Origin of the sequence: Roseibium album, from assembly GCF_965233825.1 — a bacterium.
GTDB lineage: Bacteria > Pseudomonadota > Alphaproteobacteria > Rhizobiales > Stappiaceae > Roseibium > Roseibium album.
This window is the reverse complement of the sequence record NZ_OZ247583.1, coordinates 4,813,407-4,836,593: the sequence shown is the minus strand read 5'-3', so window position 1 is coordinate 4,836,593 and position 23,187 is coordinate 4,813,407. Positions and strand designations below refer to the sequence as shown.

21 protein-coding genes and 3 tRNA genes are annotated in these 23,187 nt (G+C 56.3%); 23 read left to right on the top strand and 1 reads right to left on the bottom strand.

Annotation, left to right across the window (positions count from 1 at the left end; translation table 11 throughout):
* The first annotated feature begins 266 nt into the window (after positions 1-266).
* On the top strand, positions 267-2,696 hold the full coding sequence (gene lon, locus ACO6TI_RS22055) for an endopeptidase La (RefSeq protein ID WP_055121156.1): 2,430 nt from the start codon (positions 267-269) through the stop codon (positions 2,694-2,696).
* Between the two features lie 187 nt (positions 2,697-2,883).
* Complete coding sequence (locus tag ACO6TI_RS22050; RefSeq protein WP_029063392.1) at positions 2,884-3,159, top strand: HU family DNA-binding protein; 276 nt, start codon at positions 2,884-2,886, stop codon at positions 3,157-3,159.
* A gap of 4 nt (positions 3,160-3,163) precedes the next feature.
* On the opposite strand, the gene ACO6TI_RS22045 is transcribed toward ACO6TI_RS22050, so the two are convergent.
* Entirely contained in the window at positions 3,164-3,367 is a 204-nt protein-coding gene (locus tag ACO6TI_RS22045) for a hypothetical protein (RefSeq protein ID WP_055121157.1), read from the bottom strand.
* Between the two features lie 32 nt (positions 3,368-3,399).
* Between ACO6TI_RS22045 and ACO6TI_RS22040 the strand changes: the two genes are divergently transcribed.
* From ACO6TI_RS22040 to ACO6TI_RS21940, 21 genes are all read left to right on the top strand, one after another.
* Positions 3,400-3,475 (top strand) — tRNA-Val (locus ACO6TI_RS22040).
* A 325-nt stretch (positions 3,476-3,800) separates the two neighbouring features.
* A complete protein-coding gene (locus ACO6TI_RS22035; RefSeq protein ID WP_422383384.1) occupies positions 3,801-5,459 on the top strand; it encodes a Na/Pi cotransporter family protein in 1,659 nt (552 codons plus the stop codon).
* 282 nt (positions 5,460-5,741) lie between these two features.
* A tRNA-Asp gene (locus ACO6TI_RS22030) sits at positions 5,742-5,818 on the top strand.
* Positions 5,819-5,874: 56 nt separating this feature from the next.
* Positions 5,875-5,951: transfer RNA gene (locus ACO6TI_RS22025), tRNA-Asp, on the top strand.
* A gap of 508 nt (positions 5,952-6,459) precedes the next feature.
* Complete coding sequence (locus ACO6TI_RS22020; RefSeq protein ID WP_055121159.1) at positions 6,460-6,825, top strand: NADH-quinone oxidoreductase subunit A; 366 nt, start codon at positions 6,460-6,462, stop codon at positions 6,823-6,825.
* Entirely contained in the window at positions 6,816-7,394 is a 579-nt protein-coding gene (locus tag ACO6TI_RS22015) for a NuoB/complex I 20 kDa subunit family protein (RefSeq protein ID WP_055121160.1), read from the top strand. Before ACO6TI_RS22020 ends, ACO6TI_RS22015 begins: the two co-directional genes overlap by 10 nt.
* A 97-nt stretch (positions 7,395-7,491) precedes the next feature.
* Positions 7,492-8,097 carry an NADH-quinone oxidoreductase subunit C gene (locus tag ACO6TI_RS22010; RefSeq protein WP_055121161.1) on the top strand — a complete coding sequence of 202 codons (606 nt, stop codon included), beginning with the start codon at positions 7,492-7,494 and terminating at the stop codon, positions 8,095-8,097.
* Positions 8,098-8,108: 11 nt separating this feature from the next.
* Entirely contained in the window at positions 8,109-8,543 is a 435-nt protein-coding gene (locus ACO6TI_RS22005; protein WP_055121162.1) for a GFA family protein, read from the top strand.
* Positions 8,536-9,720, top strand: coding sequence for an NADH-quinone oxidoreductase subunit D (locus ACO6TI_RS22000; RefSeq protein WP_029063399.1), 1,185 nt, complete (start codon positions 8,536-8,538; stop codon positions 9,718-9,720). Before ACO6TI_RS22005 ends, ACO6TI_RS22000 begins: the two co-directional genes overlap by 8 nt.
* A gap of 81 nt (positions 9,721-9,801) precedes the next feature.
* Complete coding sequence (locus tag ACO6TI_RS21995; protein WP_422383383.1) at positions 9,802-11,055, top strand: NADH-quinone oxidoreductase subunit E; 1,254 nt, start codon at positions 9,802-9,804, stop codon at positions 11,053-11,055.
* A gap of 9 nt (positions 11,056-11,064) precedes the next feature.
* Entirely contained in the window at positions 11,065-12,366 is a 1,302-nt protein-coding gene (gene nuoF / locus ACO6TI_RS21990) for an NADH-quinone oxidoreductase subunit NuoF (RefSeq protein WP_055121164.1), read from the top strand.
* Positions 12,367-12,392: 26 nt separating this feature from the next.
* Positions 12,393-14,456: an NADH-quinone oxidoreductase subunit NuoG gene (gene nuoG, locus ACO6TI_RS21985; RefSeq protein ID WP_055121165.1), complete on the top strand. Its 2,064-nt coding sequence runs from the start codon at positions 12,393-12,395 to the stop codon at positions 14,454-14,456.
* A 16-nt stretch (positions 14,457-14,472) separates the two neighbouring features.
* Positions 14,473-15,534, top strand: a complete 1,062-nt coding sequence (nuoH, locus tag ACO6TI_RS21980) for an NADH-quinone oxidoreductase subunit NuoH (protein ID WP_055121166.1) — start codon at positions 14,473-14,475, stop codon at positions 15,532-15,534.
* The gene (locus ACO6TI_RS21975) at positions 15,531-15,767 is read left to right on the top strand and encodes a hypothetical protein (RefSeq protein ID WP_029063404.1); all 237 of its coding nucleotides are present in this window, start codon (positions 15,531-15,533) and stop codon (positions 15,765-15,767) included. The genes nuoH and ACO6TI_RS21975 overlap by 4 nt, the downstream gene beginning before the upstream one ends.
* Positions 15,768-15,787: 20 nt before the next feature.
* A complete protein-coding gene (gene nuoI, locus ACO6TI_RS21970) occupies positions 15,788-16,276 on the top strand; it encodes an NADH-quinone oxidoreductase subunit NuoI (RefSeq protein ID WP_029063405.1) in 489 nt (162 codons plus the stop codon).
* 92 nt (positions 16,277-16,368) lie between these two features.
* A complete protein-coding gene (locus tag ACO6TI_RS21965) occupies positions 16,369-16,983 on the top strand; it encodes an NADH-quinone oxidoreductase subunit J (protein WP_055121167.1) in 615 nt (204 codons plus the stop codon).
* 97 nt (positions 16,984-17,080) lie between these two features.
* A complete protein-coding gene (gene nuoK, locus ACO6TI_RS21960; RefSeq protein ID WP_029063407.1) occupies positions 17,081-17,389 on the top strand; it encodes an NADH-quinone oxidoreductase subunit NuoK in 309 nt (102 codons plus the stop codon).
* A gap of 6 nt (positions 17,390-17,395) precedes the next feature.
* Entirely contained in the window at positions 17,396-19,399 is a 2,004-nt protein-coding gene (gene nuoL / locus ACO6TI_RS21955; RefSeq protein WP_422383382.1) for an NADH-quinone oxidoreductase subunit L, read from the top strand.
* Complete coding sequence (locus ACO6TI_RS21950) at positions 19,399-20,925, top strand: NADH-quinone oxidoreductase subunit M (RefSeq protein WP_055121169.1); 1,527 nt, start codon at positions 19,399-19,401, stop codon at positions 20,923-20,925. The genes nuoL and ACO6TI_RS21950 overlap by 1 nt, the downstream gene beginning before the upstream one ends.
* Before the next feature lie 23 nt (positions 20,926-20,948).
* Positions 20,949-22,388, top strand: a complete 1,440-nt coding sequence (nuoN, locus tag ACO6TI_RS21945) for an NADH-quinone oxidoreductase subunit NuoN (protein ID WP_055121170.1) — start codon at positions 20,949-20,951, stop codon at positions 22,386-22,388.
* Between the two features lie 8 nt (positions 22,389-22,396).
* Positions 22,397-23,170, top strand: coding sequence for a biotin--[acetyl-CoA-carboxylase] ligase (locus tag ACO6TI_RS21940; RefSeq protein WP_350184199.1), 774 nt, complete (start codon positions 22,397-22,399; stop codon positions 23,168-23,170).
* Positions 23,171-23,187 lie beyond the last annotated feature (17 nt).

Genomic DNA, 23,187 nt, shown 5'->3' with positions numbered 1-23,187 from the left:
AGTATCTGTTTGTGAAACAGCACCGGTGTTTTCCACCGGCTGTGCGAGTCGTCAACAGACTAGACCTATTTGGGACACAGCCTTGCCTTGACACCGGCAGGTGAGGTGTCCACCTAATAGACCTTAAGGACGGCTCGTGCGAACCGTCAGCGCGCCCAGTCGGGGTGCTGTGGTTCGGCCTGTCGGGAGAGTTTCCGAAAGCCGTTTTCCAGTGTTCTGGTTGCTTTTTTACAATGGGGCCGGAACACGCTGAGAAAGGATAAAAAATGAGCGACGCAGAAATCCGCGCCACCGATCCGGACAGCACCGCTGTCTATCCCGTTCTGCCCCTGCGCGACATTGTCGTCTTTCCCCATATGATCGTTCCGCTCTTCGTTGGCCGCGAGAAGTCGATCAAGGCGCTGGAAGAGGTGATGACGACCGACAAGCACATTCTTCTGGCAACGCAGATGAATGCGGCGGATGACGATCCCAATCCCGATCAAATCTACAATGTCGGCACGCTCGCTACCGTGCTTCAGCTGTTGAAGTTGCCGGACAACACCGTGAAGGTGTTGGTGGAAGGCGGCGCGCGCGCGCAGATCGGCGAGTATTCGGACAGGTCCGACTATTTCGAAGCCTCCGCAACGGTGCTGCCTGAGCGTGACGGCGAGAATATCGAAGTCGAAGCGCTGGCGCGCTCCGTCGTTTCCGAATTCGAGAACTACGTGAAACTCAACAAGAAGGTTTCGCCGGAAGTTCTCGGCGCAGTCAATCAGATTGATGACTATTCCAAGCTTGGAGACACGATCGCATCGCACCTTGCAATCAAGATCCCGGAAAAGCAGGAGATTCTTGGCGTCGTTTCCGTTGCTGAGCGGCTCGAGCGGGTTCTTGGCATGATGGAGAGTGAAATCTCCGTCCTGCAGGTTGAAAAGCGTATCCGGTCGCGCGTCAAGCGTCAGATGGAGAAGACCCAGCGCGAGTACTATCTGAACGAGCAGATGAAAGCCATTCAGAAAGAGCTCGGTGACAGCGAGGACGGGCGTGACGAAGTCGCCGAACTTGAAGAAAAGATCAAGAAAACCAAGCTGACCAAGGAAGCACGTGAGCGTGCAGCAGCCGAGATCAAGAAACTCAAACAGATGAGCCCGATGTCCGCGGAAGCGACCGTCGTTCGCAACTATCTGGATTGGTTGATCGGCATTCCGTGGAACAAGAAGTCCAAGGTCAAGCACGACCTTGCGCTTGCCGAAAAGGTTCTCGACACGGATCACTACGGTCTCGACAAGGTCAAGGAGCGCATTGTCGAGTATCTAGCCGTTCAAAGCCGCGCCAACAAATTGCGCGGACCGATTCTTTGTCTTGTCGGGCCCCCGGGCGTTGGCAAGACATCTCTCGGCAAGTCCATTGCCAATGCGACAGGACGTGAATTTGTTCGCATGTCACTTGGTGGTGTCCGTGATGAAGCCGAGATCCGCGGTCACAGGCGCACCTATATCGGTTCGATGCCCGGCAAGGTCATCCAGTCGATGAAGAAGGCGAAGAAATCCAATCCGCTGTTCCTGCTCGACGAGATTGACAAGATGGGCATGGATTTCCGTGGCGATCCGTCCTCGGCACTTCTCGAAGTGCTTGATCCTGAACAGAACTCTTCTTTCATGGATCATTATCTGGAGGTCGAATACGACCTTTCCGATGTCATGTTCGTCACAACGGCCAATACGCTGAATATCCCGGGTCCCCTGATGGACCGTATGGAGATCATCCGGATCGCCGGCTACACCGAAGAGGAAAAGGTGGAGATCTGCCGCCGTCACCTCATCCCGAAAGCGGAAAAGGATCACGGCCTGCGGGAAGGCGAATTCAAGATTGAGGACGACGCACTCCAGTTTGTCGTTCGCCGTTATACTCGCGAAGCCGGTGTGCGTAACCTTGAACGCGAAATGGCGACCCTGGCCCGGAAGTCGGTCAAGGAAATCCTGATGAGCGACAAGGAAAGCATCACGGTAACCCCGGAGGTGGTCGAGGATTATCTGGGCGTGCCACGTTATCGCTACGGTGAAGTCGAGTTGGAAGACCAGGTTGGCGTGGTGACCGGGCTTGCGTGGACAGAGGTCGGCGGCGAATTGCTGACGATTGAAGGCGTGATGATGCCGGGCAAGGGCAAAATGACGGTGACCGGCAACTTGAAAGACGTGATGAAGGAGTCGATTTCAGCTGCCGCATCCTACGTCCGCTCGCGTGCGGTCGATTATGGGATCGAGCCGCCGAAATTCGACAAGACCGACATCCACGTGCACGTACCGGAAGGCGCAACGCCAAAGGACGGTCCATCGGCCGGCATCGCAATGGCAACGGCGGTTATCTCGACCATGACCGGTATTCCCGTTCGCAGGGATGTGGCCATGACCGGTGAAATCACGCTACGGGGCCGCGTTCTGCCGATTGGCGGCCTGAAGGAAAAATTGCTGGCTGCGCTACGTGGTGGCATCAAGCTGGTGATGATTCCGGAAGACAACGCCAAGGACCTTGCCGAGATTCCTGACTCGGTCAAAAACTCGCTCGAGATCATCCCGGTTTCGGGTGTGGAAGAGGTGCTGAAAAACGCGCTTGTGCGTCAACCGGTGCCGATCGAGTGGGATGAAAATGCTGCTGAAGCTGCCGCAAAAGCAGCTGAGTCGGACAAAGACAAGACCGGTGTTTTGGCCCACTAAAGTCTAATTTGCACCGCACAAAAAGGCGAGCCCCGGAGATTCCGGGGCTTTTCTTTTGAATAATCGGTCGAAATGGCGGTTTTCTGCGAAAAAACCACTTGCGTTTCGTTTCAATTCGCCCGAATTTCGCGCAACGGCGCTGACAAGAATCGTCGGCACTCTGCCGTTTCTTAGAAAGGTATCTGCTATGAATAAGAACGATCTGATCGCAGCTGTTGCAGAAAAGACTGGCCTGACCAAGGCGCAGGCGGGCGAAGCAGTTGACGGGACTTTTGATGCAGTCACGGAAACGCTGAAAGGCGGCGACGAAGTCCGCATCATCGGCTTTGGCAACTTCACGGTTTCCGAACGTGCAGCGACTGAAGGCCGTAACCCGCGGACTGGCGAAACGATCCAGATCCCGGCTTCTAAGACGCCGAAGTTCAAGGCCGGCAAGGGCCTGAAAGACGCTGTTAACAGCTAAGCGTTCATAGACGACTCGTCTTTTTAAACCCCGCATCCGGATTGCCGGATGCGGGGTTTAATTTGTTCATCCGGAAGGGTTCTCGCAAGGCTGTAGATCCGTAACGAATGCCGAGTCCGACAATGCCGGCCTCATGTTTCACGTGAGCTTCATCCACATTCGAATACAAGCCACGCATTTTTTCGAATTTGTTCTTGCCAAGTTTCATCGGACGACCTAAAAGGCGTCTCACCTCGTTGAGGGCGATTAGCTCAGTTGGTAGAGCGCTTCGTTTACACCGAAGATGTCGGGAGTTCGAGTCTCTCATCGCCCACCATTTCCCCCGATTTTTCAATGCGATTCTATGTACGCTGATACGATCAATTCGTATCTCGTTTGCTGGGCCACCAATTGCGGTTGTCTGTTCTTGCGGCTGTGCAAACATCGGCTGATCTTGCGAATCCGTATTGAGCTCCCTTTGATCCTGCCGGGTGTGGCCAGACCCTCTCGAGGCGAGGATTTTCGTGGTGACCATGTGCAAAACTTCCTTGAAAACAGTCAATCTGCACTGAGTGCGCTTTTTTCTTGTTTTTCTCGTTTCCTCGGTCTATACATTTCACTGGCTAAGTAAAAAATCCCGAAAAATTAAAAGCTTATCAAAAATGGCCTTTCTAATTTTGCTGAAAATACTCGGCGCGGTGATGTTGCTGCTTTATGCCGTTCGCATGGTCCGGACAGGTTTTGAAAGAGCATCAGGTCCGGCGTTGCGCCGTGCAATAAGCAAGGCTGCGTCCGGTCGCGTGACCGGTGTTTTCTCCGGAATGGCGGTTGCAGTCTTGCTTCAAAGCGCAACGGCAGTCGCGGTACTGGCGGCCGGCTTTGCGACGTCCGGAATCTTGACCACGGCCGCCGGCCTTGCGGTTCTTCTGGGGGCGGATCTCGGTTCGTCGCTCGTCGTTCAGTTTCTGGTCTTTGATCTCAGTTGGCTGGTACCGCTGTTGTTGGCGGTCGGAGCCTGGTTGTTTCTCAAGATTGAGTATCGCACTGCCAAGCAAACCGGACGGATTCTTGTCGGAATCGCGCTGGTCCTGATTTCGCTGCAAATGATTGGAGACTCGACTGCGCCACTGAAAGAAGCGCGGTTCATGCCTCAAATCGCTGCGTATCTGGCATCCGACGCGCTCACCGCTCTTGCACTGGGCGCCGTGCTTGCCTTCCTGATGCATTCAAGCGTGGCGACCGTGCTCATGATTGCAGCATTCGCGCAGAAGGCCGGTCTTCCCCTTGAAGCTGCGATACCGCTGGTTCTCGGGGCAAATGCCGGTGCAGGAGCCGTTGCGATCTGGTTGACAAGAGGGATGGATCGAAAAGCAAGGCTTCTGCCGCTTGGAAATTTCATTTTCAGGTCTGCCGGGGCGGTTGCCGCGCTGTTGCTGGTGACCTCGGTTCATTTGCCGCTTGAGGAAATCAGCAGTCTGCCGGCGCAACAGCTTGTTGCAGTTCACATACTGTTCAATCTGGCGCTGGTATTGATCTGTACGCCACTGACTGCTCCGATGGCCTGGTTGGTCGAACGCATCTTGCCCGAGGACGTGTCAACAGGTGAAGGTGAGCCCAATGCGCCCAAGAGTGCCCTGGATCAAAGGGTCGTGCACGTGCCTCGCCTGGCGCTTGCAAGCGCAACGCGCGAGTTGCTTCGCATGGGTGAGCAGGTTGAAGCCATGGCACAGCCTGTGATGATGATGCTGGACAATGGCAGCGTACCGGAAATTCGCAGACTGCAGCAGATGGATCGCAGCATCAACGTGATCCATTCGGACATCAAACTCTATATTGCGGAGTTGAACCGCGGAGAACTCACCTCCGAAGAGGCCGAGCAAAGTCTTGAACTTGCAAGCTTTGCGATCAACCTGGAACGTGCAGGCGATCTCGTTTCGAAAAACCTGCTGGAAAGGGCCCTGGGGCTTCTCGAAAACAGTGTCAGCTTTTCAGAGGAAGGTCGGAGGGAGCTGGAAAAAATGCACGATCGGGTTCTGGCAAACATGCAGCTGGCGCTTAATGTACTTGTGTCGAGTGATGTGGCTTCCGCGCGCGAATTGATAGCGGAAAAAGACATGATGCGTCTGTTGGAAAAGGAATGTCATGATCGACATCTGGACCGGCTCAAGTCCCGTTTGCCTGAGAGCATTGAATCGAGCAATGCGCATATGGAAGTTGTCAGAAGCCTGAAGGAGATCAATTCTCTTTTTGCGACGGCCGCTGTCCCTATCCTGGCAAGGGAAGGGCAGCTCAGAGACAGCCGACTGGTTCCGGCCGAATAGATATCTTACTGAAAGTAAACACCAAAACGGACAGAACCTTTGTTTGTTCGTCACTGTTCGAATTGAGCCGGGTAACGAAATCAACCGGGATGCATGTCTGTAAATTCGGCTACCGGGGGCAGGTTTTCCACATTGAAAAATCGTCTTATCCGGAGTGGAAAAAGCTGGTTGTCCGCGGCTTTGTCAAAAATCGGCAATTTGGATGCGACAGGGCGCTTGACTTCCCCATCCAGCCGCCGTACATCAGCGCCACTTCAGGGCGACGTCTCGTCGCTGAACGAAGCGGGTGTAGCTCAGTTGGTTAGAGTGCCGGCCTGTCACGCCGGAGGTCGCGGGTTCGAGCCCCGTCACTCGCGCCACTTCCCAACCAAGGTCAAAGCGGCCGGATCGGGATGGCGCAAACTACCGTGAATGTGCGGGTGTAGCTCAGTTGGTTAGAGTGCCGGCCTGTCACGCCGGAGGTCGCGGGTTCGAGCCCCGTCACTCGCGCCACTCACGGTACCTGGATCTTTCCCCAATGCCTCGTTGAACGGCAGTCCCACGGTGAACGACTGGCACGTGGTTCTGGCTGTGTTTTCCCGTTTTCGTATCCCGACATTAACCGTTCAAAACGCCTGTAAACGAGTGACAGGTGCAATGTGTTCAATTTATTGTATTTTTGCTGGTTCGGGCGACTCAATCCACTTTCCTGCTTTAGAGTGGTAATCAGGGTTGGGTGCGGCATAATTGCGCTCGACTTGTGAAGAGAATTTACATTGGTGCAAACTGGCTGGAACCGGGGAGTTGAAGAGGGTGTTCTGGAATTTGGTTTGAGTGTGGCAAGAGTTTGACCGTATGGGGGTCTTGCGTTGCACCATATCGTAAGTTAAGCGTGCGCTCGCATGTTGGTTCAATTGGCCGACGGGCTCTGCACGATCTGCCTGCTGGGAGGGGTGATGCGCGGGAGCCCAGGCTCCGGATCGCCTCCCGATCCGCCTCCAAATGCAAGGACGCGAAAGACATGGAAGAATTGCTGCGGGAATATATCCCGATTGTCGTGTTCGTCGGCATTGCGCTGGTGATCGGCCTTGCGCTGCTGATTTCTCCGTTTTTGCTGGCCTACAGGAATCCGGATCCCGAAAAACTCTCTGCTTACGAATGCGGTTTCAACGCTTTCGACGATGCGCGCATGAAATTTGACGTGCGTTTTTACCTGGTGTCGATCCTGTTCATCATCTTTGATCTCGAAGTTGCTTTCCTGTTTCCCTGGTCGGCCGTGTTCGGTGAACTCGGATGGTACGGGTTCTGGTCGATGATGATTTTTCTCGGCGTCCTGACGGTCGGATTCATCTATGAGTGGAAAAAGGGAGCGCTGGAATGGGACTGACCACGACAGAACCGCTCGTTGCACAGCAACCGAAGGGCATCATTGATCCGAACACCGGCAAGCCTGTTGGAGAAGACGACGCCTTTTTCCTGGAAGTGAACAATGAGTTGGCGGACAAGGGCTTTCTCGTAACGTCGACCGACAATCTCATTCAATGGGCGCGCACGGGATCCCTGATGTGGATGACTTTCGGGCTTGCCTGCTGCGCCGTTGAAATGATGCAGATGTCGATGCCGCGCTACGACGCTGAACGCTTCGGTTTCGCCCCGCGCGCATCCCCCAGGCAATCCGACGTGATGATCGTTGCCGGCACGTTGACCAACAAGATGGCGCCGGCTCTGCGCAAGGTCTACGATCAGATGCCCGAGCCGCGTTACGTCATCTCGATGGGTTCTTGCGCGAATGGCGGCGGGTATTATCACTATTCCTATTCTGTGGTGCGTGGCTGCGACCGGGTTGTGCCCGTCGACATTTACGTGCCCGGTTGTCCTCCGACGGCTGAAGCGCTTCTTTATGGTGTTCTCCTTCTTCAAAAGAAGATCCGTCGCACGGGAACGATCGAACGGTAAGAGATCTTTCGCCAATGATTTGGTGTCGGATTTTTTGTAATAAGACAGGCGCTCCGCGTCTTTTGAAAATGGCTCCTGGGGAGTGAGGTCGAACACGATGGACGAGACGCTGAAGGAACTCGCTGAGCATATCGAGCTTGGCCTGGGTGAGTCTCTTGTGTCCTACAAGGTCGAATATGGTGAGCTGACGCTTTCCGTGAACGCGACCGACATTCTCGATGTGGTCCGTTTTCTTCGTGACAACAGTTCATGCAAGTTCGTCAATCTGACTGATATTTGCGGAGTCGACTATCCGGCACGCGAAAAGCGTTTCGATGTCGTTTATCACTTCTTGTCCCCGGTCCAGAATCAGCGGGTCCGCGTGAAGCTTGAAACCGACGAAGACACAGCTGTGGCTTCGCTCACGCCCTTGTTTCCCGGCGCGGAATGGTTTGAACGCGAAGCCTATGACATGTACGGCATTCTGTTCACCGGCCACCCGGATCTCCGCCGGATACTGACCGACTACGGCTTTGACGGTCACCCGCTACGGAAGGATTTCCCCGTTACCGGATTTGTCGAAGTCCGCTACGACGACGAAAAGAAGCGTGTTGTCTACGAGCCGGTGCGGCTGAACCAGGAAATGCGCTCATTTGATTTTCTTTCGCCATGGGAGGGCACTGACTACGTGCTGCCAGGCGACGAAAAAGCAACGACGAATTGAGGCGGGCAGGGATGAGCGAGCAGCTAACTGGCGGTTGTCTTTGCGGGGAAGTCAAGTTTACCGCTGTTCCCACCGATGGCGAAATGGGTGTCTGCCACTGCGAAATGTGCAGACGCTGGACCGGCGGCACTTACATGGCAGTTTCCTGTGGCACGAGTGTCTCGTTTCAGGATGAAGCAGCGCTCGGCGTCTACAGGTCATCGGACTATGGGGAGCGCGTGTTTTGCAAGACTTGTGGCTCCACAATCGCCTGGCGCCTGCGGGACGGCTCCCACACGTCGATGTCGGCACAGGCGTTCGACGATCCTTCGATCTTCAAATTCACATCTGAAATCTTCGTGGATGAGCAACCGGAAAATTACGCGTTTGCGAATGAAACCCGCAAAATGACCGGTCCGGAAGTCTTCGCGTACTACGTCCAAAAGCAGGATCCTCAAAATGGCTGAGGCTCAGGTCAGAAACTTCAACATCAACTTCGGACCGCAGCATCCGGCGGCACACGGGGTTCTTCGCCTGGTGCTGGAGCTGGATGGCGAGGTGGTAACCCGCGTCGACCCGCATATAGGTCTCCTGCATCGGGGAACCGAGAAACTCATCGAGCAGAAGACGTATCTGCAGGCAATTCCTTACTTCGATCGCCTCGACTACGTGGCGCCGATGAACCAGGAACATGCATTTGCGATGGCTGTCGAGCGGCTGATTGGGATCGAGGTGCCAAAGCGGGGCCAGCTGATCAGGGTTCTGTATTCTGAAATCGGTCGCATCCTGTCGCACCTCTTGAACGTGACGACACAGGCGATGGATGTCGGTGCCCTGACGCCGCCGCTTTGGGGGTTCGAGCCTCGCGAAGAACTGATGGTGTTCTACGAGCGTGCCTGTGGCGCACGCATGCATTCCGCCTATGTACGTCCAGGCGGGGTTCATCAGGACCTGCCGCGCGATCTTCTCGACGATATCTGGGATTTTTGCGACCCGTTTCTGCAGACACTGGATGATATTGAAGGACTGCTGACCGACAACAGGATCTTCAAGCAGCGCAATGTCGATATCGGTGTCGTCGATCTGGACGATGCCTGGGCATGGGGCTTTTCCGGTGTCATGGTGCGCGGGTCAGGAGCGGCCTGGGATTTGCGCAAGTCGCAACCCTATGAGTGTTATCCCGAACTCGAATTCGACATTCCGATCGGCAAGAACGGTGATTGCTACGATCGCTATCTCATTCGCATGGAAGAAATGCGCCAGTCGGTTCGGATCATGAAACAATGCCTCGAGAAACTGACTGTGGAAACAGGACCTGTTTCTTCGGTAGACGGCAAGATCGTTCCACCGAAGCGCGGTGAAATGAAGCGGTCGATGGAAGCGCTAATTCACCACTTCAAGCTCTACACCGAGGGGTATCATGTCCCAGCCGGGGAGGTGTATGCCGCCGTTGAAGCGCCAAAGGGGGAATTTGGCGTCTATCTTGTTTCGGACGGTACCAACAAGCCGTACAGGTGCAAGATCAAGGCACCCGGATACGCACATCTGCAGGCGATGGACTTCCTTTGCCGCGGCCATATGCTCGCTGACGTCTCGGCGGTGCTTGGTTCAATGGATATCGTGTTCGGTGAGGTCGACCGCTGATGCCGGCGACCAACTACTCTAATTCGACCCTGGCAGCCGCCGAGCCGGCTCCGGTCACTGTGACAGAACGGGGATAACACCATGGCGGTTCGCCGACTTGCCGCGGAACAACCAGAAAGCTTCGAGTTCACCGAGAAGAACCTCGCATGGGCAAACAAGCTGATCGATCGTTATCCGGCGGGCCGTCAGGCTTCCGCGGTCATTCCGCTGTTGTGGCGCGCACAGGAGCAGAATGATGGTTGGGTCAGCGAGCCTTCCATCCGGTACATCGCCGAACTACTCGACATGCCGAACATTCGTGTCCTGGAAGTGGCGACATTCTACACGATGTTCCAGCTGCAGCCTGTCGGCAAGAAAGCGCATATTCAGGTTTGCGGAACGACGCCGTGCCAGCTACGTGGATCAGAAGATCTGATCAAGATCTGCAAGTCCCGCATTGCGAATCACATGCACGAAATCTCCGAGGATGGCATGTTCTCCTGGGAAGAAGTCGAGTGCCTGGGAGCCTGCGTCAATGCGCCGATGGTGCAGATCTACAAGGATACATACGAAGACCTGACTCCGGAGAGCTTTGAAAGCCTGCTTGACGACATTGAAGCCGGTAACGAGGTAACACCGGGACCACAGAATGGCCGCCGGTTTGCAATGGCCGAGGGTGGCCTGACAAGCCTGACCGAACTTGACGATGACACCAAGGGTGTTCTGCCGTTGCCGCATGTCGTTGACGGCGCGGAAAAGGCGTCGCACGAGTTTGCAGGTGCCGCCATCAACACGGGTGGCAATGACTATGACGGTGTGCCGACGCCGGCTGAAGATGCCGTCGCGAAGGTGAGAGCGGAGTTCGCTGCGAAAGCGGAGAAAAAGGCTGAAACTCCGGCTCCGGCTGCAGCCGAGAAGAAAGCCGAGGCTCCTGCACCGAAGGCCGAGGCTCCTGCACCGAAGAAAGAACAACCAAAGACGTCACCTGCGAAGAAAAAGGGCACCGCTGCTGCAAAACCGAAAGAAGTTGCAGCCGAAACGCCCGCAGTTGAAGAACAAGCGCCCGAGACACTGGATGGGCCTCGTGGTGGCAAGGCGGACGATCTGAAGAAACTGAAGGGTGTCGGACCGAAACTAGAGGCGACGCTTCACGAACTCGGGTTTTATCACTTTGATCAGGTTGCCAACTGGGGGCCGGCCGAAGTCGCCTGGGTGGATAGCAGATTGAAGTTCAAGGGCCGTATCGAGCGTGATGGCTGGATCGAGCAAGCCAGAACTCTTGCTGCCGGTGAAGACACTGAATTTTCCAAGCGCGTGGAAGCCGGTGAAGTGGCCTCCTCGAAGAGCGAAGAATAGGGGGAAGAGATGCTGAAAGATCAGGATCGGATCTTCACCAATATCTACGGTCTGCACGACTGGGGACTGGACGGTGCGAAAAAGCGCGGCCAGTGGGACGATACCAAGGGGCTGATCGACAAGGGCCGTGACTGGATCATTCAGGAAATGAAGGATTCCGGTCTGCGTGGCCGTGGTGGTGCAGGCTTTCCCACGGGACTGAAATGGTCATTCATGCCCAAGGCAACCGACGGGCGTCCGGCGTATCTCGTCGTCAATGCCGACGAATCCGAACCTGGAACCTGCAAGGATCGGGAAATACTGCGTCATGACCCGCATACGCTGGTCGAGGGATGTCTGGTAGCCGGTTTCGCCATGGGGGCCATTGCCGCCTATATCTACGTGCGCGGCGAATTCATCCGCGAACGAGAGCGACTGCAGGCGGCAATCGATCAGGCATACGATGACGGACTGATCGGCAAGAACAACAAGAACGGTTACGATTTCGACATCTATGTCCATCACGGCGCAGGTGCCTACATCTGCGGCGAGGAAACAGCGCTGCTGGAAAGTCTTGAAGGCAAGAAAGGCCAACCGCGTCTGAAACCGCCTTTTCCGGCCAATGTCGGCCTCTATGGCTGTCCGACGACCGTAAACAACGTTGAGTCCATTGCCGTGGCGCCAACAATCCTGCGACGGGGAGCCGCCTGGTTCTCCGCTCTCGGGCGGCCAAACAACACAGGCACGAAACTCTTCTGTGTCTCCGGACACGTCAATCAGCCGGCGACCTTTGAAGAAGAACTCGGGGTTCCGTTTTCGGAGATGATCGACAAGCACTGCGGCGGTATTCGCGGTGGATGGGACAACCTTCTGGCGGTTATCCCGGGTGGGTCCTCGGTTCCCTGCTGCACGGCGGACGAGATCAAGGACGCGCCGATGGATTTCGACACCCTTCGCGGCATGGGGTCTGGCCTCGGAACCGCGGCCGTGATCGTGATGGATAAATCAACCGACATCATCAAGGCAATCGCGCGCCTTTCCTACTTCTACAAGCATGAAAGCTGCGGTCAGTGCACGCCATGCCGGGAAGGCACAGGCTGGATGTGGCGGGTGATGGAACGCATGGTCAAGGGCGAATCCTCCTACGAGGAAATCGACATGCTGTTCAAGGTTACAAAGCAGGTCGAAGGCCATACGATTTGTGCGCTCGGGGATGCGGCTGCATGGCCGATCCAGGGTTTGATCAAGAATTTCCGGCCGGTCATCGAGCAACGCATCGACGACTATGTTGCCAAGTCGAAGACGTCTTCGACAATGGTGGCGGCTGAGTGAGCGGAACGGGATTTGGAGAGCAACGGATGACGAAGCTCATCATCGACGGCAAGGAAGTTGAAGTCCCGGCGGACTACACGCTGCTTCAGGCCTGTGAAGAGGCGGGCGCCGAGGTTCCGCGCTTTTGTTACCACGACCGGCTGTCGATAGCCGGCAATTGCCGCATGTGCCTGGTGGAAGTGAAGGGTGGGCCGCCCAAACCGACCGCGTCATGCGCCATGGGCGTAAAAGACCTGCGCCCGGGGCCCAATGGCGAGCCTCCCGTCGTCGAAACCAAATCCGAAATGGTCAAGAGCGCGCGCGAAGGAGTGATGGAGTTCCTGCTCATCAACCACCCGCTCGATTGTCCGATCTGTGACCAGGGTGGCGAGTGCGACCTGCAGGACCAGGCCATGGCCTACGGGGTCGACGGGTCGCGCTTTCACGAAAACAAGCGTGCGGTCGAGAACAAGGAAATCGGTCCGCTGATCAAGACGATCATGACCCGCTGCATCCATTGCACCCGTTGCGTCCGCTTCACCACAGAGGTGTGTGGCGTAACCGACATGGGTCTTGTCGGTCGCGGTGAAAATGCCGAGATCACCACATATCTTGAAGCGGCCCTGTCATCGGAGATGCAGGGCAACGTGGCGGATCTGTGCCCAGTCGGTGCTCTGACGCACAAGCCTTATGAATTTCATGCGCGTCCATGGGAACTGACCAAGACCGAGAGCGTGGATGTCATGGATGCGGTCGGATCCGCGATCCGTGTCGACTCCCGTGGCAAGGAAGTCATGCGCGTCATGCCGCGCCTGAACGAGGAGGTCAACGAAGAATGGATCTCCGACAAGTCCCGGTACATCTGGGACGGTCTCAAGACGCAACGCCTTGATCGCCCCTATGCCAAGAAGGACGGCAAGCTGCAGCCTGTCTCCTGGACGGAAGCTTTCCAGATCATCGCCGAAAAGGTGAAGGCTACGTCGGCTGGCAAGATCGGTGCGCTCGCCGGGCAGTTGGCCAGTGTCGAAGACATGTTTGCGCTGAAATGCCTGATGGAAAAGCTGGGCGTTGCGAATATCGACAGCCGTTTCCCGGGGTCGCCTTTGCATCCTCGAAATGGTCGTGCAAGCTACATTTTCAACTCCACGATCCAGGGCATTGAAGACGCTGACGCGATCATGCTGATCGGCACCAACCCTCGGCAGGAAGCGCCTGTGCTGAATGCGCGTATCCGCGCACGCTGGACGAGGGGCGATGTTCATATCGGGCTTATTGGCGAAAACGCCGATCTGACGTATCCGGTGACTTACCTGGGTGCCGGGCCTGAAAGCCTTAAGCAGTTTGTCGACCACGCTCCGGCAAAGGCCGAGCGTCCCATGTTCATCATCGGGCAGGGCGCTCTCAACCGTCCGGATGGAGCTGCCGTTCTGGCCACTCTGGCGGCAGCTGCAAAATCGCTCGGAGTTATCAAGGAAGGCTGGAACGGTTTCAATGTGTTGCACACAGAAGCCTCCCAGGTCGGCGCGCTCGATATCGGGTTTGTTCCGGGTGAAGACGGCAAAGACACTGGTGCCATGCTGGAAGAAGGAGCGCTTGATTTGCTCTTCCTGCTCGGTGTCGACGAACTTGATGTTCCGGAAGGTGCCTTCGTGGTCTATCAGGGCACACACGGTGATCGCGGAGCACATCGTGCCGACGTGATCCTGCCGGGCGCTGCCTACACCGAGAAATCCGGGATCTATGTTAATACCGAAGGCCGTGTCCAGATGGCCGACCGGGCGGCGTTTCCGCCTGGCGACGCGCGAGAAGACTGGGCCATTCTGAGGGCGCTTTCCGGAAATCTCGATCAGACGCTGGAATTCGACTCGCTCGCCGAGTTGCGTGCGAAACTGTTCGAAGCCCATCCTCACATGACCGGTATCGATATGATCGAGACGGGTAATGGCGCGGATGTCGAAAAGCTCGCCGACACGTCTGCCCGCATGGACGGTGCCGGATTTGCCAATGTGATCCGAGACTTTTTTCTGACCAACCCGATCGCTCGTGCCTCGAAAACGATGGCCGAGTGTTCGGCGCTCGCAAAGTCGCGAGCGGCAGAAGCAGCTGAATAAGGGGTAGGGGACCGAAATGGTTGAGTTCTTCACGACGACCTACCTGGGTCAGTTTCTCCTGATGGCGCTTCAGAGCGTTCTGCTCATGGTCGTGCTGCTGGTGATCGTGGCCTACATTCTTTATGCCGACCGCAAGATCTGGGCCGCCGTCCAGATTCGCCGCGGTCCCAATGTCGTCGGACCATGGGGCCTTCTGCAAAGTTTTGCCGACCTTCTGAAATTTGTCCTGAAAGAGCCGGTCATCCCGGACGGATCGAACAAGATCCTGTTTTTGCTGGCTCCGCTGATTTCCGTGCTGCTTGCCCTGTCCGCATGGGCCGTGATCCCGGTTGCTGACGGCTGGGTGATTGCGAATATCAATGTTGGCGTCCTGTTTGTTTTTGCCGTGTCCTCGCTCGAAGTCTATGGCGTTATCATCGGCGGATGGGCTTCCAACTCGAAATATCCGTTCCTGTCCGCGCTTCGGTCCGCCGCACAGATGGTGTCCTACGAGGTTTCCATCGGCTTCGTGATCGTGACCGTTCTTCTGTGTGCAGGAACATTGAACCTGTCCGGAATTGTCGAGGCGCAGCAGACAGGTCTGGCGACCCTGCTCGGCGTGCCTTGGCTGTCATTTCTGAACTGGTACTGGTTACCGCTCTTTCCGATGTTCGTGGTGTTCTTCGTTTCTGCGCTCGCAGAGACAAACAGGCCCCCGTTCGACCTGGCTGAAGCTGAATCGGAACTGGTCGCCGGCTTCATGGTGGAGTACGGATCCACTCCGTACATGATGTTCATGCTTGGCGAGTATGTCGCGATCTGTCTGATGTGCGCGCTGATGACCATCTTCTTCATGGGGGGATGGCTGCCACCCTTCGACTTCGCGCCCTTCACATGGGTGCCCGGGATTGTCTGGTTCATTTTGAAATGCCTGCTCGGCTTCTTCATGTTCGCCATGGTGAAGGCGATGGTTCCGCGCTACCGCTATGATCAGCTCATGCGCCTTGGCTGGAAGGTCTTCCTGCCGCTGTCGCTTGGCATGGTGGTTGTGGTTGCAGCTGTGCTGATGGCCACGGGTTGGGCACCGGGCGCATCGTGAGCGTGTCGCTTGCCGGAGTGATCGGTGCCGCGATCGGGTTTTATGTCGGTTGGCTCGACTACAAGATCCTGAAGGGCATGCTTCAGGCAACAGAGACGAAGAACAGGCAGGCCGGCGGTGACGGTGGCCGGGCCGCAAGGTACAAAGCGCCCTTGAGCGCACTGATTTTTGGAGTTCCGGTGATCGGCTTCCCGATTGTCGGTTATTGGGCCGCCAGCCAGCTGGCTGGTTGAGGAAAGAGAGGCAAGAAGCGATGGGACTTAATCAAGCCGTCAAATCGCTGTTTCTGCAGGAATTCGTATCGGCGTTCATTCTGGCGATGCGTTATTTCTTCAAGCCGAAGCCAACGGTCAACTACCCTTTCGAGAAGGGACCGGTTAGCCCGCGTTTTCGGGGAGAACATGCTTTGCGCCGTTATCCGAACGGCGAAGAGCGCTGCATAGCCTGCAAGTTGTGCGAAGCCATCTGTCCGGCCCAGGCGATCACCATCGAGGCAGGGCCACGCCGGAATGACGGCACACGCAGGACCACCCGATATGACATCGACATGGTCAAATGCATCTATTGCGGCTTCTGCCAGGAAGCCTGCCCGGTGGATGCGATTGTCGAAGGGCCGAATTTCGAGTTCGCCACGGAAACCCGCGAAGAGCTCTACTACGACAAGGAAAAACTGCTTGCGAACGGCGACCGCTGGGAACGCGAAATCGCCCGGAACATTGAAATGGATGCTCCTTACCGCTAGGAGCTAACCCAACACTTCGACGTTAGCCCGGCAATCCGGTCGGGCTCCGCATTTCCGGCCTGAACGGGCCACACGACAGACAGGTCTTTGAAATGATCCTGAAAGCCCTCTTCTTCTACCTGTTTGCCGGTGTCACACTGGCGTCAGGGTTCATGGTTATCGCGGCCCGAAATCCGGTGACGTCGGTTCTGTTCCTGATCCTGGCCTTTGTGAATTCAGCAGGTTTGTTCGTGCTTCTCGGTGCTGAATACCTGGCGATGCTTCTTGTGGTCGTCTATGTCGGCGCAGTCGCGGTGCTTTTCCTGTTCGTTGTGATGATGCTGGACGTTGATTTCGTCGAGTTGCGGCAAGGCTTCCTGCAATATCTTCCGATCGGTGGTCTGGTTGGCCTCATTCTCATGGTCGAGCTCCTGATGGGCCTGGGAGCCTGGGTCATCGTACCTGACGTTCTTGGGCATGGCGCGGAACCGACACCGGACCTTGCCCAGACAAGCAACATCGAGGCGCTCGGGTCGGTGCTCTACACGAAATACATCTATTTCTTCCAGGTCGCAGGCCTGGTGCTGCTGGTGGCGATGATCGGGGCAATTGTCCTGACCCTGCGCCACAAGCCGAATGTCAAACGTCAAAGCATACCGGATCAGGTCGCACGCACACGCGAGTCGGCCGTCGAAGTCCGGAAGGTGGAGACGGGCAAGGGTATCTGACGCAGAACACTGCGTCATTTTAGGAAAGTCTGGTAACCGGCACGCTCCTCCGTGCGGTTTCCAGTGGGGTAAACGAGGGGAGCACGGCGAGGCGCCCATGGAAATCGGTCTGTCGCACTATTTGTCTGTCGCGGCCATCCTGTTCACGATCGGAATATTCGGGATCTTCCTGAACAGGAAAAACGTGATTGTCATCCTGATGTCCATCGAACTGCTTTTGCTGTCGGTGAACATCAACTTTGTCGCCTTTTCGTCGTTCCTCGGCGACCTGATGGGGCAGATCTTCACCATGCTGGTCCTCACCGTGGCCGCCGCGGAAGCGGCAATCGGGCTTGCGATCCTGGTAGTGTTCCACCGAAACCGCGGTTCCATTGCCGTGGAAGACGTCAACGTGATGAAAGGGTAGGAGCTGATGTATTCCGCAATCCTGTTCCTGCCGCTTATAGGCTTTCTGATTGCCGGCCTTTTCGGCCGTGCGATTGGCGACAAAGCCTGCGAATACGTCACGAGCGGGCTGGTCATACTGGCGGCCCTGTTGTCCTGGATCACGTTCTTCGGTTTCTGGCTCGGCGGCTCCGAACTGCAGATCGAGCCGTTGTTCCGCTGGATGGACGCAGGTGACCTGAAAGTCATGTGGTCCATTCGGGTCGACACCCTGACAGCGGTCATGCTGGTCGTGGTCAACACGGTTTCCGCGCTGGTGCATGTCTATTCCATCGGCTACATGCACCACGATCCGCACCGTCCCAGGTTTTTCGCCTATCTGTCGTTGTTCACCTTCGCGATGCTGTCGCTGGTAACGGCAGACAATCTTCTTCAGATGTTCTTCGGCTGGGAAGGCGTGGGTCTGGCTTCCTATCTGCTGATCGGTTTCTGGTACAAGAAGCCGTCAGCGAATGCGGCTGCGATCAAGGCCTTCGTCGTCAACCGGATTGGCGACTTCGGCTTCGCACTCGGCATCTTCGGCATTTTCTTCATCTTCCAGAGCATCGAATTCACAACGATCTTCAACGACGCGCCTTCCTTCATCGAGGGGCAGGGCGAAGTGATGACCTTCCTTGGGTATCACCTTGACCCGCAAGCGGCGATGACGGTTATCTGCCTGCTGCTCTTCATGGGAGCGATGGGCAAGTCGGCCCAGTTCCTGCTGCACACCTGGCTGCCGGACGCAATGGAAGGTCCGACACCGGTTTCAGCGCTGATCCATGCAGCAACCATGGTGACCGCGGGTGTCTTCATGGTGGCACGCCTGTCGCCCCTGATGGAACTGTCCCAGACCGCGTTGACGGTGATCATCTTCTTCGGTGCGACAACCGCTTTCTTCGCTGCAACGATCGGCCTGGTCCAGAACGATATCAAACGCGTGATTGCCTATTCGACTTGTTCGCAGCTCGGTTACATGTTCGTGGCACTCGGTGTTGGAGCCTATTCGATCGGCATATTCCACCTGTTCACGCATGCGTTCTTCAAGGCGCTTCTGTTCCTGTGCGCCGGGTCCGTGATCCACGCAGTTTCCGATGAGCAGGACATGCGCAAGATGGGCGGTCTTCGCAAGCACATCCCGGTCACCTACTGGACGATGATGATCGGCACGCTGGCACTGACCGGGGTCGGTATCCCACTCACGCATCTCGGATTTGCCGGGTTCATTTCCAAGGATGCGATCATCGAGGCCGCTTACGCCAGTGCCGGTGGTGAACATGCGAACCCGATGGCGCTATACGGTTTCTGGATGACGGTGATCGCTGCGGCGCTGACGTCGTTCTATTCCTGGCGCCTGACCTTCATGACTTTCCATGGCAAGCCACGTGCTCCGGTGGACGTGATGAAACATGTTCATGAATCGCCGCTTGTGATGACTATCCCCTTGTTCGTCCTGTCGGCCGGTGCTGCGCTTGCAGGAATGATCTTTTACAGTTCATTCTATGGTGAAGGCTATGAAGCCTTCTGGAAGGGCTCGCTCTTCACGTCGGAAGCCAATCACGTCCTTCACGAAATGCACTCTGTCCCCGCTTGGGTGAAAGTGTCACCATTTGTGATGATGGCTCTCGGTTTCCTGGTCGCCTACCAGTTCTATATCCGCTCTCCGGAAACACCGAAGAAGCTCGCGGAACGCCATCAGGGCCTATACCAGTTCCTGTTGAACAAGTGGTATTTCGACGAGATCTACGATTTCCTGATTGTCCGTCCCACGATGTGGCTTGGCCGTGTTCTCTGGAAGAAGGGCGACGGTACGGTCATCGACGGCTACGGTCCTGACGGAATTTCCGCACGTGTCCAGAACGTCACGTCCTGGGTCGTGAGGCTTCAGACTGGATATCTCTATCACTATGCATTTGCGATGCTGATCGGCGTTGCAGCGCTTATTACCTGGTCAATGTTCACCGGTGCCGGCACCGGCGGGGGTGCGCACTAATGATTGCCTGGCCAATTCTGTCACTCACGACATTTCTGCCGCTGCTTGGCGTGCTCTTCATCCTGCTCGTTTCGGGGGATGACGAAGGAAGCAAGCGTAACATCCGGATGGTCGCACTGGTGACCACAGGTGTGACGTTCCTGTTGTCGCTGTTCATCTGGGGCAATTTCGACTACGCCAATCCAGGCTTCCAGTTCGTGGAAAACCGGGACTGGCTCGGTGGTGACATCAGCTACAAGATGGGTGTCGACGGGATTTCCGTCCTGTTCGTGATCCTGACCACCTTCCTGATGCCGTTCTGCATTCTCGCGTCCTGGGAAAGTGTCCAGAAACGCGTGAAGGAGTACATGATCGCGTTTCTGGTTCTGGAAACGCTGATGATCGGTGTGTTCTGTTCGCTTGACCTTTTCGTCTTCTACATCTTCTTCGAGGCAGGCCTTATCCCGATGTTCCTGATCATCGGCGTGTGGGGCGGCAAGCGCAGGGTCTACGCGTCCTACAAGTTCTTCCTCTATACGCTGCTCGGATCGGTCCTGATGCTGATCGCGATCATGACGATGTACTGGGACGCCGGCACAACCGACATTGAAAAATTGATGGCGCATACGTTCCCGTCCGGCATGCAGACGTGGTTATGGGTGGCGTTCTTTGCCAGCTTTGCAGTGAAGATGCCGATGTGGCCGGTACACACCTGGTTGCCCGATGCCCACGTGGAAGCGCCGACCGCGGGGTCGGTCATCCTGGCCGGCATTCTCCTGAAGCTTGGTGGTTACGGTTTCCTGCGCTTCTCGTTGCCCATGTTCCCGATTGCCTCGGACATGTTCGCACCGTTCATCTTTACCCTTTCCGTTGTGGCGATCATCTACACGTCGCTGGTTGCGCTCGCCCAGGAAGACATCAAGAAGCTGATTGCATACTCATCTGTCGCCCACATGGGTTACGTGACCATGGGTATCTTCACGATGACAGAGCAGGGTGTACAGGGCGGGATCTTCCAGATGCTGTCGCACGGTATCGTGTCCGGAGCGCTCTTCCTGTGTGTCGGGGTTATCTATGACAGGATGCACACCCGCGAAATCTCCGCTTACGGAGGGCTCGTCAACCGCATGCCGAAATACGCCGTGGCCTTCCTGATTTTCACCATGGCCAATGTAGGCCTGCCGGGCACGTCCGGTTTCGTGGGTGAAATCCTTACGCTCATGGGGGCATTCCAGGTCAACACCTGGGTCGCGTTCCTGGCGACGTCCGGTGTGATCCTGTCTGCAGCCTACGCGCTTTACCTCTACCGCCGTGTTGTGTTCGGCGCGCTGGAGAAGGAAAGCCTGAAGTCGATGCTGGATCTCAATCTTCGGGAGAAGGTCATACTGTTCCCGATGATCGTCCTGACGATTTTCTTCGGATTCTATCCAATGGCAATCCTGGATGTGACACAGGGCTCCGTGGACAATCTCATCAATCACTACACTGCAGCGCTCGAGGCGGCCGGGGTCACCCAGCACGCCGCGGCAGCTGCAGCGGCGCATTAAGGTATCGAGGGCGAGACAGAGCTATGTCAGATGTGACTCAATTGCCAGATCTCATGCCGGTTCTGCCGGAGATCATCCTGGCCGTCGGCGCCATGGTGCTTCTGATGATCGGCGCCTTCGGTGGAAAAGGCGTTAGCTACGCGGTCTTCGGCTTTGCTATGGGCCTGCTTGGCACAGCGTTCCTGATCCTCTTGCTCGTTCCGACATTTGGCGAGACGTTCGGTGGATCCTTCGTCCTGGACGAGTTCGCCTATTTGCTGAAACTCATGGTGCTGGTTGGCTCGTTCTTTGCCATTGCAATGTCCTGGGCTTATGCCAAGAGCCAGTCCTTCGATCATTTCGAGTATCCGATCCTGATCATTCTTGCGACGCTCGGCATGATGCTGATGCTGTCTGCGAACGACATGATTGCGCTTTATCTCGGTCTGGAACTGCAGAGCCTGTCGCTCTACGTGGTGGCCGCAATCAACCGTGACAGTGTGAGATCAACGGAAGCCGGGCTGAAGTATTTCGTTCTCGGGGCGCTGTCCTCAGGCATGCTGCTTTACGGAATGTCGCTGGTTTACGGCTTTACCGGACAGATTTCCTTTGCGGGCATCGCGGAAGTTCTCACGGATGACGGAGCGTCCATTGGTCTTGTCATTGGCCTGACATTCATCCTGGCAGGTCTCGCCTTCAAGATATCCGCCGTGCCGTTCCACATGTGGACACCTGACGTTTATGAAGGTGCACCGACACCCGTGACAGCGTTTCTGGCTGCGGCGCCGAAAGTCGCCGCGATGGGCATGCTGGTGCGGATCGTCATCGAGGCGTTTCATCCTGTCACCAGTGACTGGCAGCAGGTTATCGTCTTTGTCTCGATTGCTTCCATGGCGCTTGGTGCCTTTGCCGCAATCGGTCAGCGCAACCTGAAACGGCTGATGGCCTATTCCTCGATCGGGCATATGGGCTATGCGCTTGTGGGGCTGTCCGCGGGAACGCAGACCGGCGTCGAAGGCGTCATTTTCTACATGATTGCCTATCTCGGCATGACGCTTGGTGTGTTTGCCTGCATCCTGTCAATGCGCCGCAAGGACGGTATGGTCGAAGAGATCGATGACCTTGCCGGATTGTCCCAGACCAATCTTCCCATGGCGATCCTGCTCGCGCTCCTGATGTTCTCGCTTGCCGGTATTCCGCCGCTCGTCGGTTTCTTCGGCAAGTGGTACGTCTTTGTGGCTGCCGTTCAGGCCGGTCTCTATCCCCTGGCCATTATCGGTGTGCTGATGTCCGTAGTCGGAGCCTACTATTATCTGCGCATCGTCAAGGTGATGTTCTTTGACGAGCCGGTAGAGGGCTTTGAAACCATGCCGATGGAATTGCGCGTGGTTCTTGGCCTGTCGAGCGTCTTCGTGGTGCTTTTCTGGCTCGCGCCGGGACAGGTCGTCAATGCGGCCAGCACCGCGGCACAATCACTGTTCTGACCAAGCGCATGGCAGATCATTATTCCGAACGTCCGGCGCCTGGTGCGCCGGATTTTCTCTTTGAAGACCATAAAATCGTCGGATCCACCAATGCCCTTTGCTTCGAACGGGCTCGAATGGGTCATGCCGGCGGACTCTGGATCCGTGCACAGGAACAGACCGAGGGGCGTGGGCGCAGGGGTCGGGAATGGTCCTCCCCGACGGGAAATCTCTTCACCAGTCTGCTTCTGGTCGACCCGAAACCCGCTGACAGGATCGGTGAATTGCCTCTTGTTGCGGCGGTTGCTCTAGCGGAAGCAGTTGACAAAGCAGCCGGAACGCTCCATCTGGTGGAATTGAAATGGCCGAACGACCTTCTGGTCAACGGGGCTAAGCTCTCGGGCATTCTGCTTGAGGCAGAAGTGCTTGCCGATGGCCGCCAGGCTGTTGTTATCGGCTTCGGGGTCAATTGTATTTCCCACCCGCCGCTTTCGCTGTATCAGGCAACCGATCTCAGGAGCCTAGGGTTCCAGGTGTCGGCTGAGCGTCTGTTCGAGGCGCTGGCGTCATCTTTCTCGGAGATGCTTGACGGTTGGCGGAAACCGGGCGGATTTGAAACGATCCAAAAGAAATGGCTCAAACGGGCGGCCCATCTGGGCAAAGAAATTACCGTCAGGACAGCCAGAGAAGAAATTTCCGGCATTTTTGCCGATCTGGATGCGCGTGGCCATCTCGTGCTCAAGCAGGATGATGGCGGAATGCGCACCATTTATGCAGGCGACGTGTTTTTGTCCGGCGAATGAGTTCCGGCAAATTGCCT

Bases quoted from the DNA above. Each gene is read 5' to 3' on its own strand.
- lon (WP_055121156.1), top strand. From the start codon at position 267: ATGAGCGACGCAGAAATCCGCGCCACCGATCCGGACAGCACCGCTGTC.
- ACO6TI_RS22050 (WP_029063392.1), top strand. From the start codon at position 2,884: ATGAATAAGAACGATCTGATCGCAGCTGTTGCAGAAAAGACTGGCCTG.
- ACO6TI_RS22045 (WP_055121157.1), bottom strand. From the start codon at position 3,367: ATGAAACTTGGCAAGAACAAATTCGAAAAAATGCGTGGCTTGTATTCG.
- ACO6TI_RS22035 (WP_422383384.1), top strand. From the start codon at position 3,801: ATGGCCTTTCTAATTTTGCTGAAAATACTCGGCGCGGTGATGTTGCTG.
- ACO6TI_RS22020 (WP_055121159.1), top strand. From the start codon at position 6,460: ATGGAAGAATTGCTGCGGGAATATATCCCGATTGTCGTGTTCGTCGGC.
- ACO6TI_RS22015 (WP_055121160.1), top strand. From the start codon at position 6,816: ATGGGACTGACCACGACAGAACCGCTCGTTGCACAGCAACCGAAGGGC.
- ACO6TI_RS22010 (WP_055121161.1), top strand. From the start codon at position 7,492: ATGGACGAGACGCTGAAGGAACTCGCTGAGCATATCGAGCTTGGCCTG.
- ACO6TI_RS22005 (WP_055121162.1), top strand. From the start codon at position 8,109: ATGAGCGAGCAGCTAACTGGCGGTTGTCTTTGCGGGGAAGTCAAGTTT.
- ACO6TI_RS22000 (WP_029063399.1), top strand. From the start codon at position 8,536: ATGGCTGAGGCTCAGGTCAGAAACTTCAACATCAACTTCGGACCGCAG.
- ACO6TI_RS21995 (WP_422383383.1), top strand. From the start codon at position 9,802: ATGGCGGTTCGCCGACTTGCCGCGGAACAACCAGAAAGCTTCGAGTTC.
- nuoF (WP_055121164.1), top strand. From the start codon at position 11,065: ATGCTGAAAGATCAGGATCGGATCTTCACCAATATCTACGGTCTGCAC.
- nuoG (WP_055121165.1), top strand. From the start codon at position 12,393: ATGACGAAGCTCATCATCGACGGCAAGGAAGTTGAAGTCCCGGCGGAC.
- nuoH (WP_055121166.1), top strand. From the start codon at position 14,473: ATGGTTGAGTTCTTCACGACGACCTACCTGGGTCAGTTTCTCCTGATG.
- nuoI (WP_029063405.1), top strand. From the start codon at position 15,788: ATGGGACTTAATCAAGCCGTCAAATCGCTGTTTCTGCAGGAATTCGTA.
- ACO6TI_RS21965 (WP_055121167.1), top strand. From the start codon at position 16,369: ATGATCCTGAAAGCCCTCTTCTTCTACCTGTTTGCCGGTGTCACACTG.
- nuoK (WP_029063407.1), top strand. From the start codon at position 17,081: ATGGAAATCGGTCTGTCGCACTATTTGTCTGTCGCGGCCATCCTGTTC.
- nuoL (WP_422383382.1), top strand. From the start codon at position 17,396: ATGTATTCCGCAATCCTGTTCCTGCCGCTTATAGGCTTTCTGATTGCC.
- ACO6TI_RS21950 (WP_055121169.1), top strand. From the start codon at position 19,399: ATGATTGCCTGGCCAATTCTGTCACTCACGACATTTCTGCCGCTGCTT.
- nuoN (WP_055121170.1), top strand. From the start codon at position 20,949: ATGTCAGATGTGACTCAATTGCCAGATCTCATGCCGGTTCTGCCGGAG.
- ACO6TI_RS21940 (WP_350184199.1), top strand. From the start codon at position 22,397: ATGGCAGATCATTATTCCGAACGTCCGGCGCCTGGTGCGCCGGATTTT.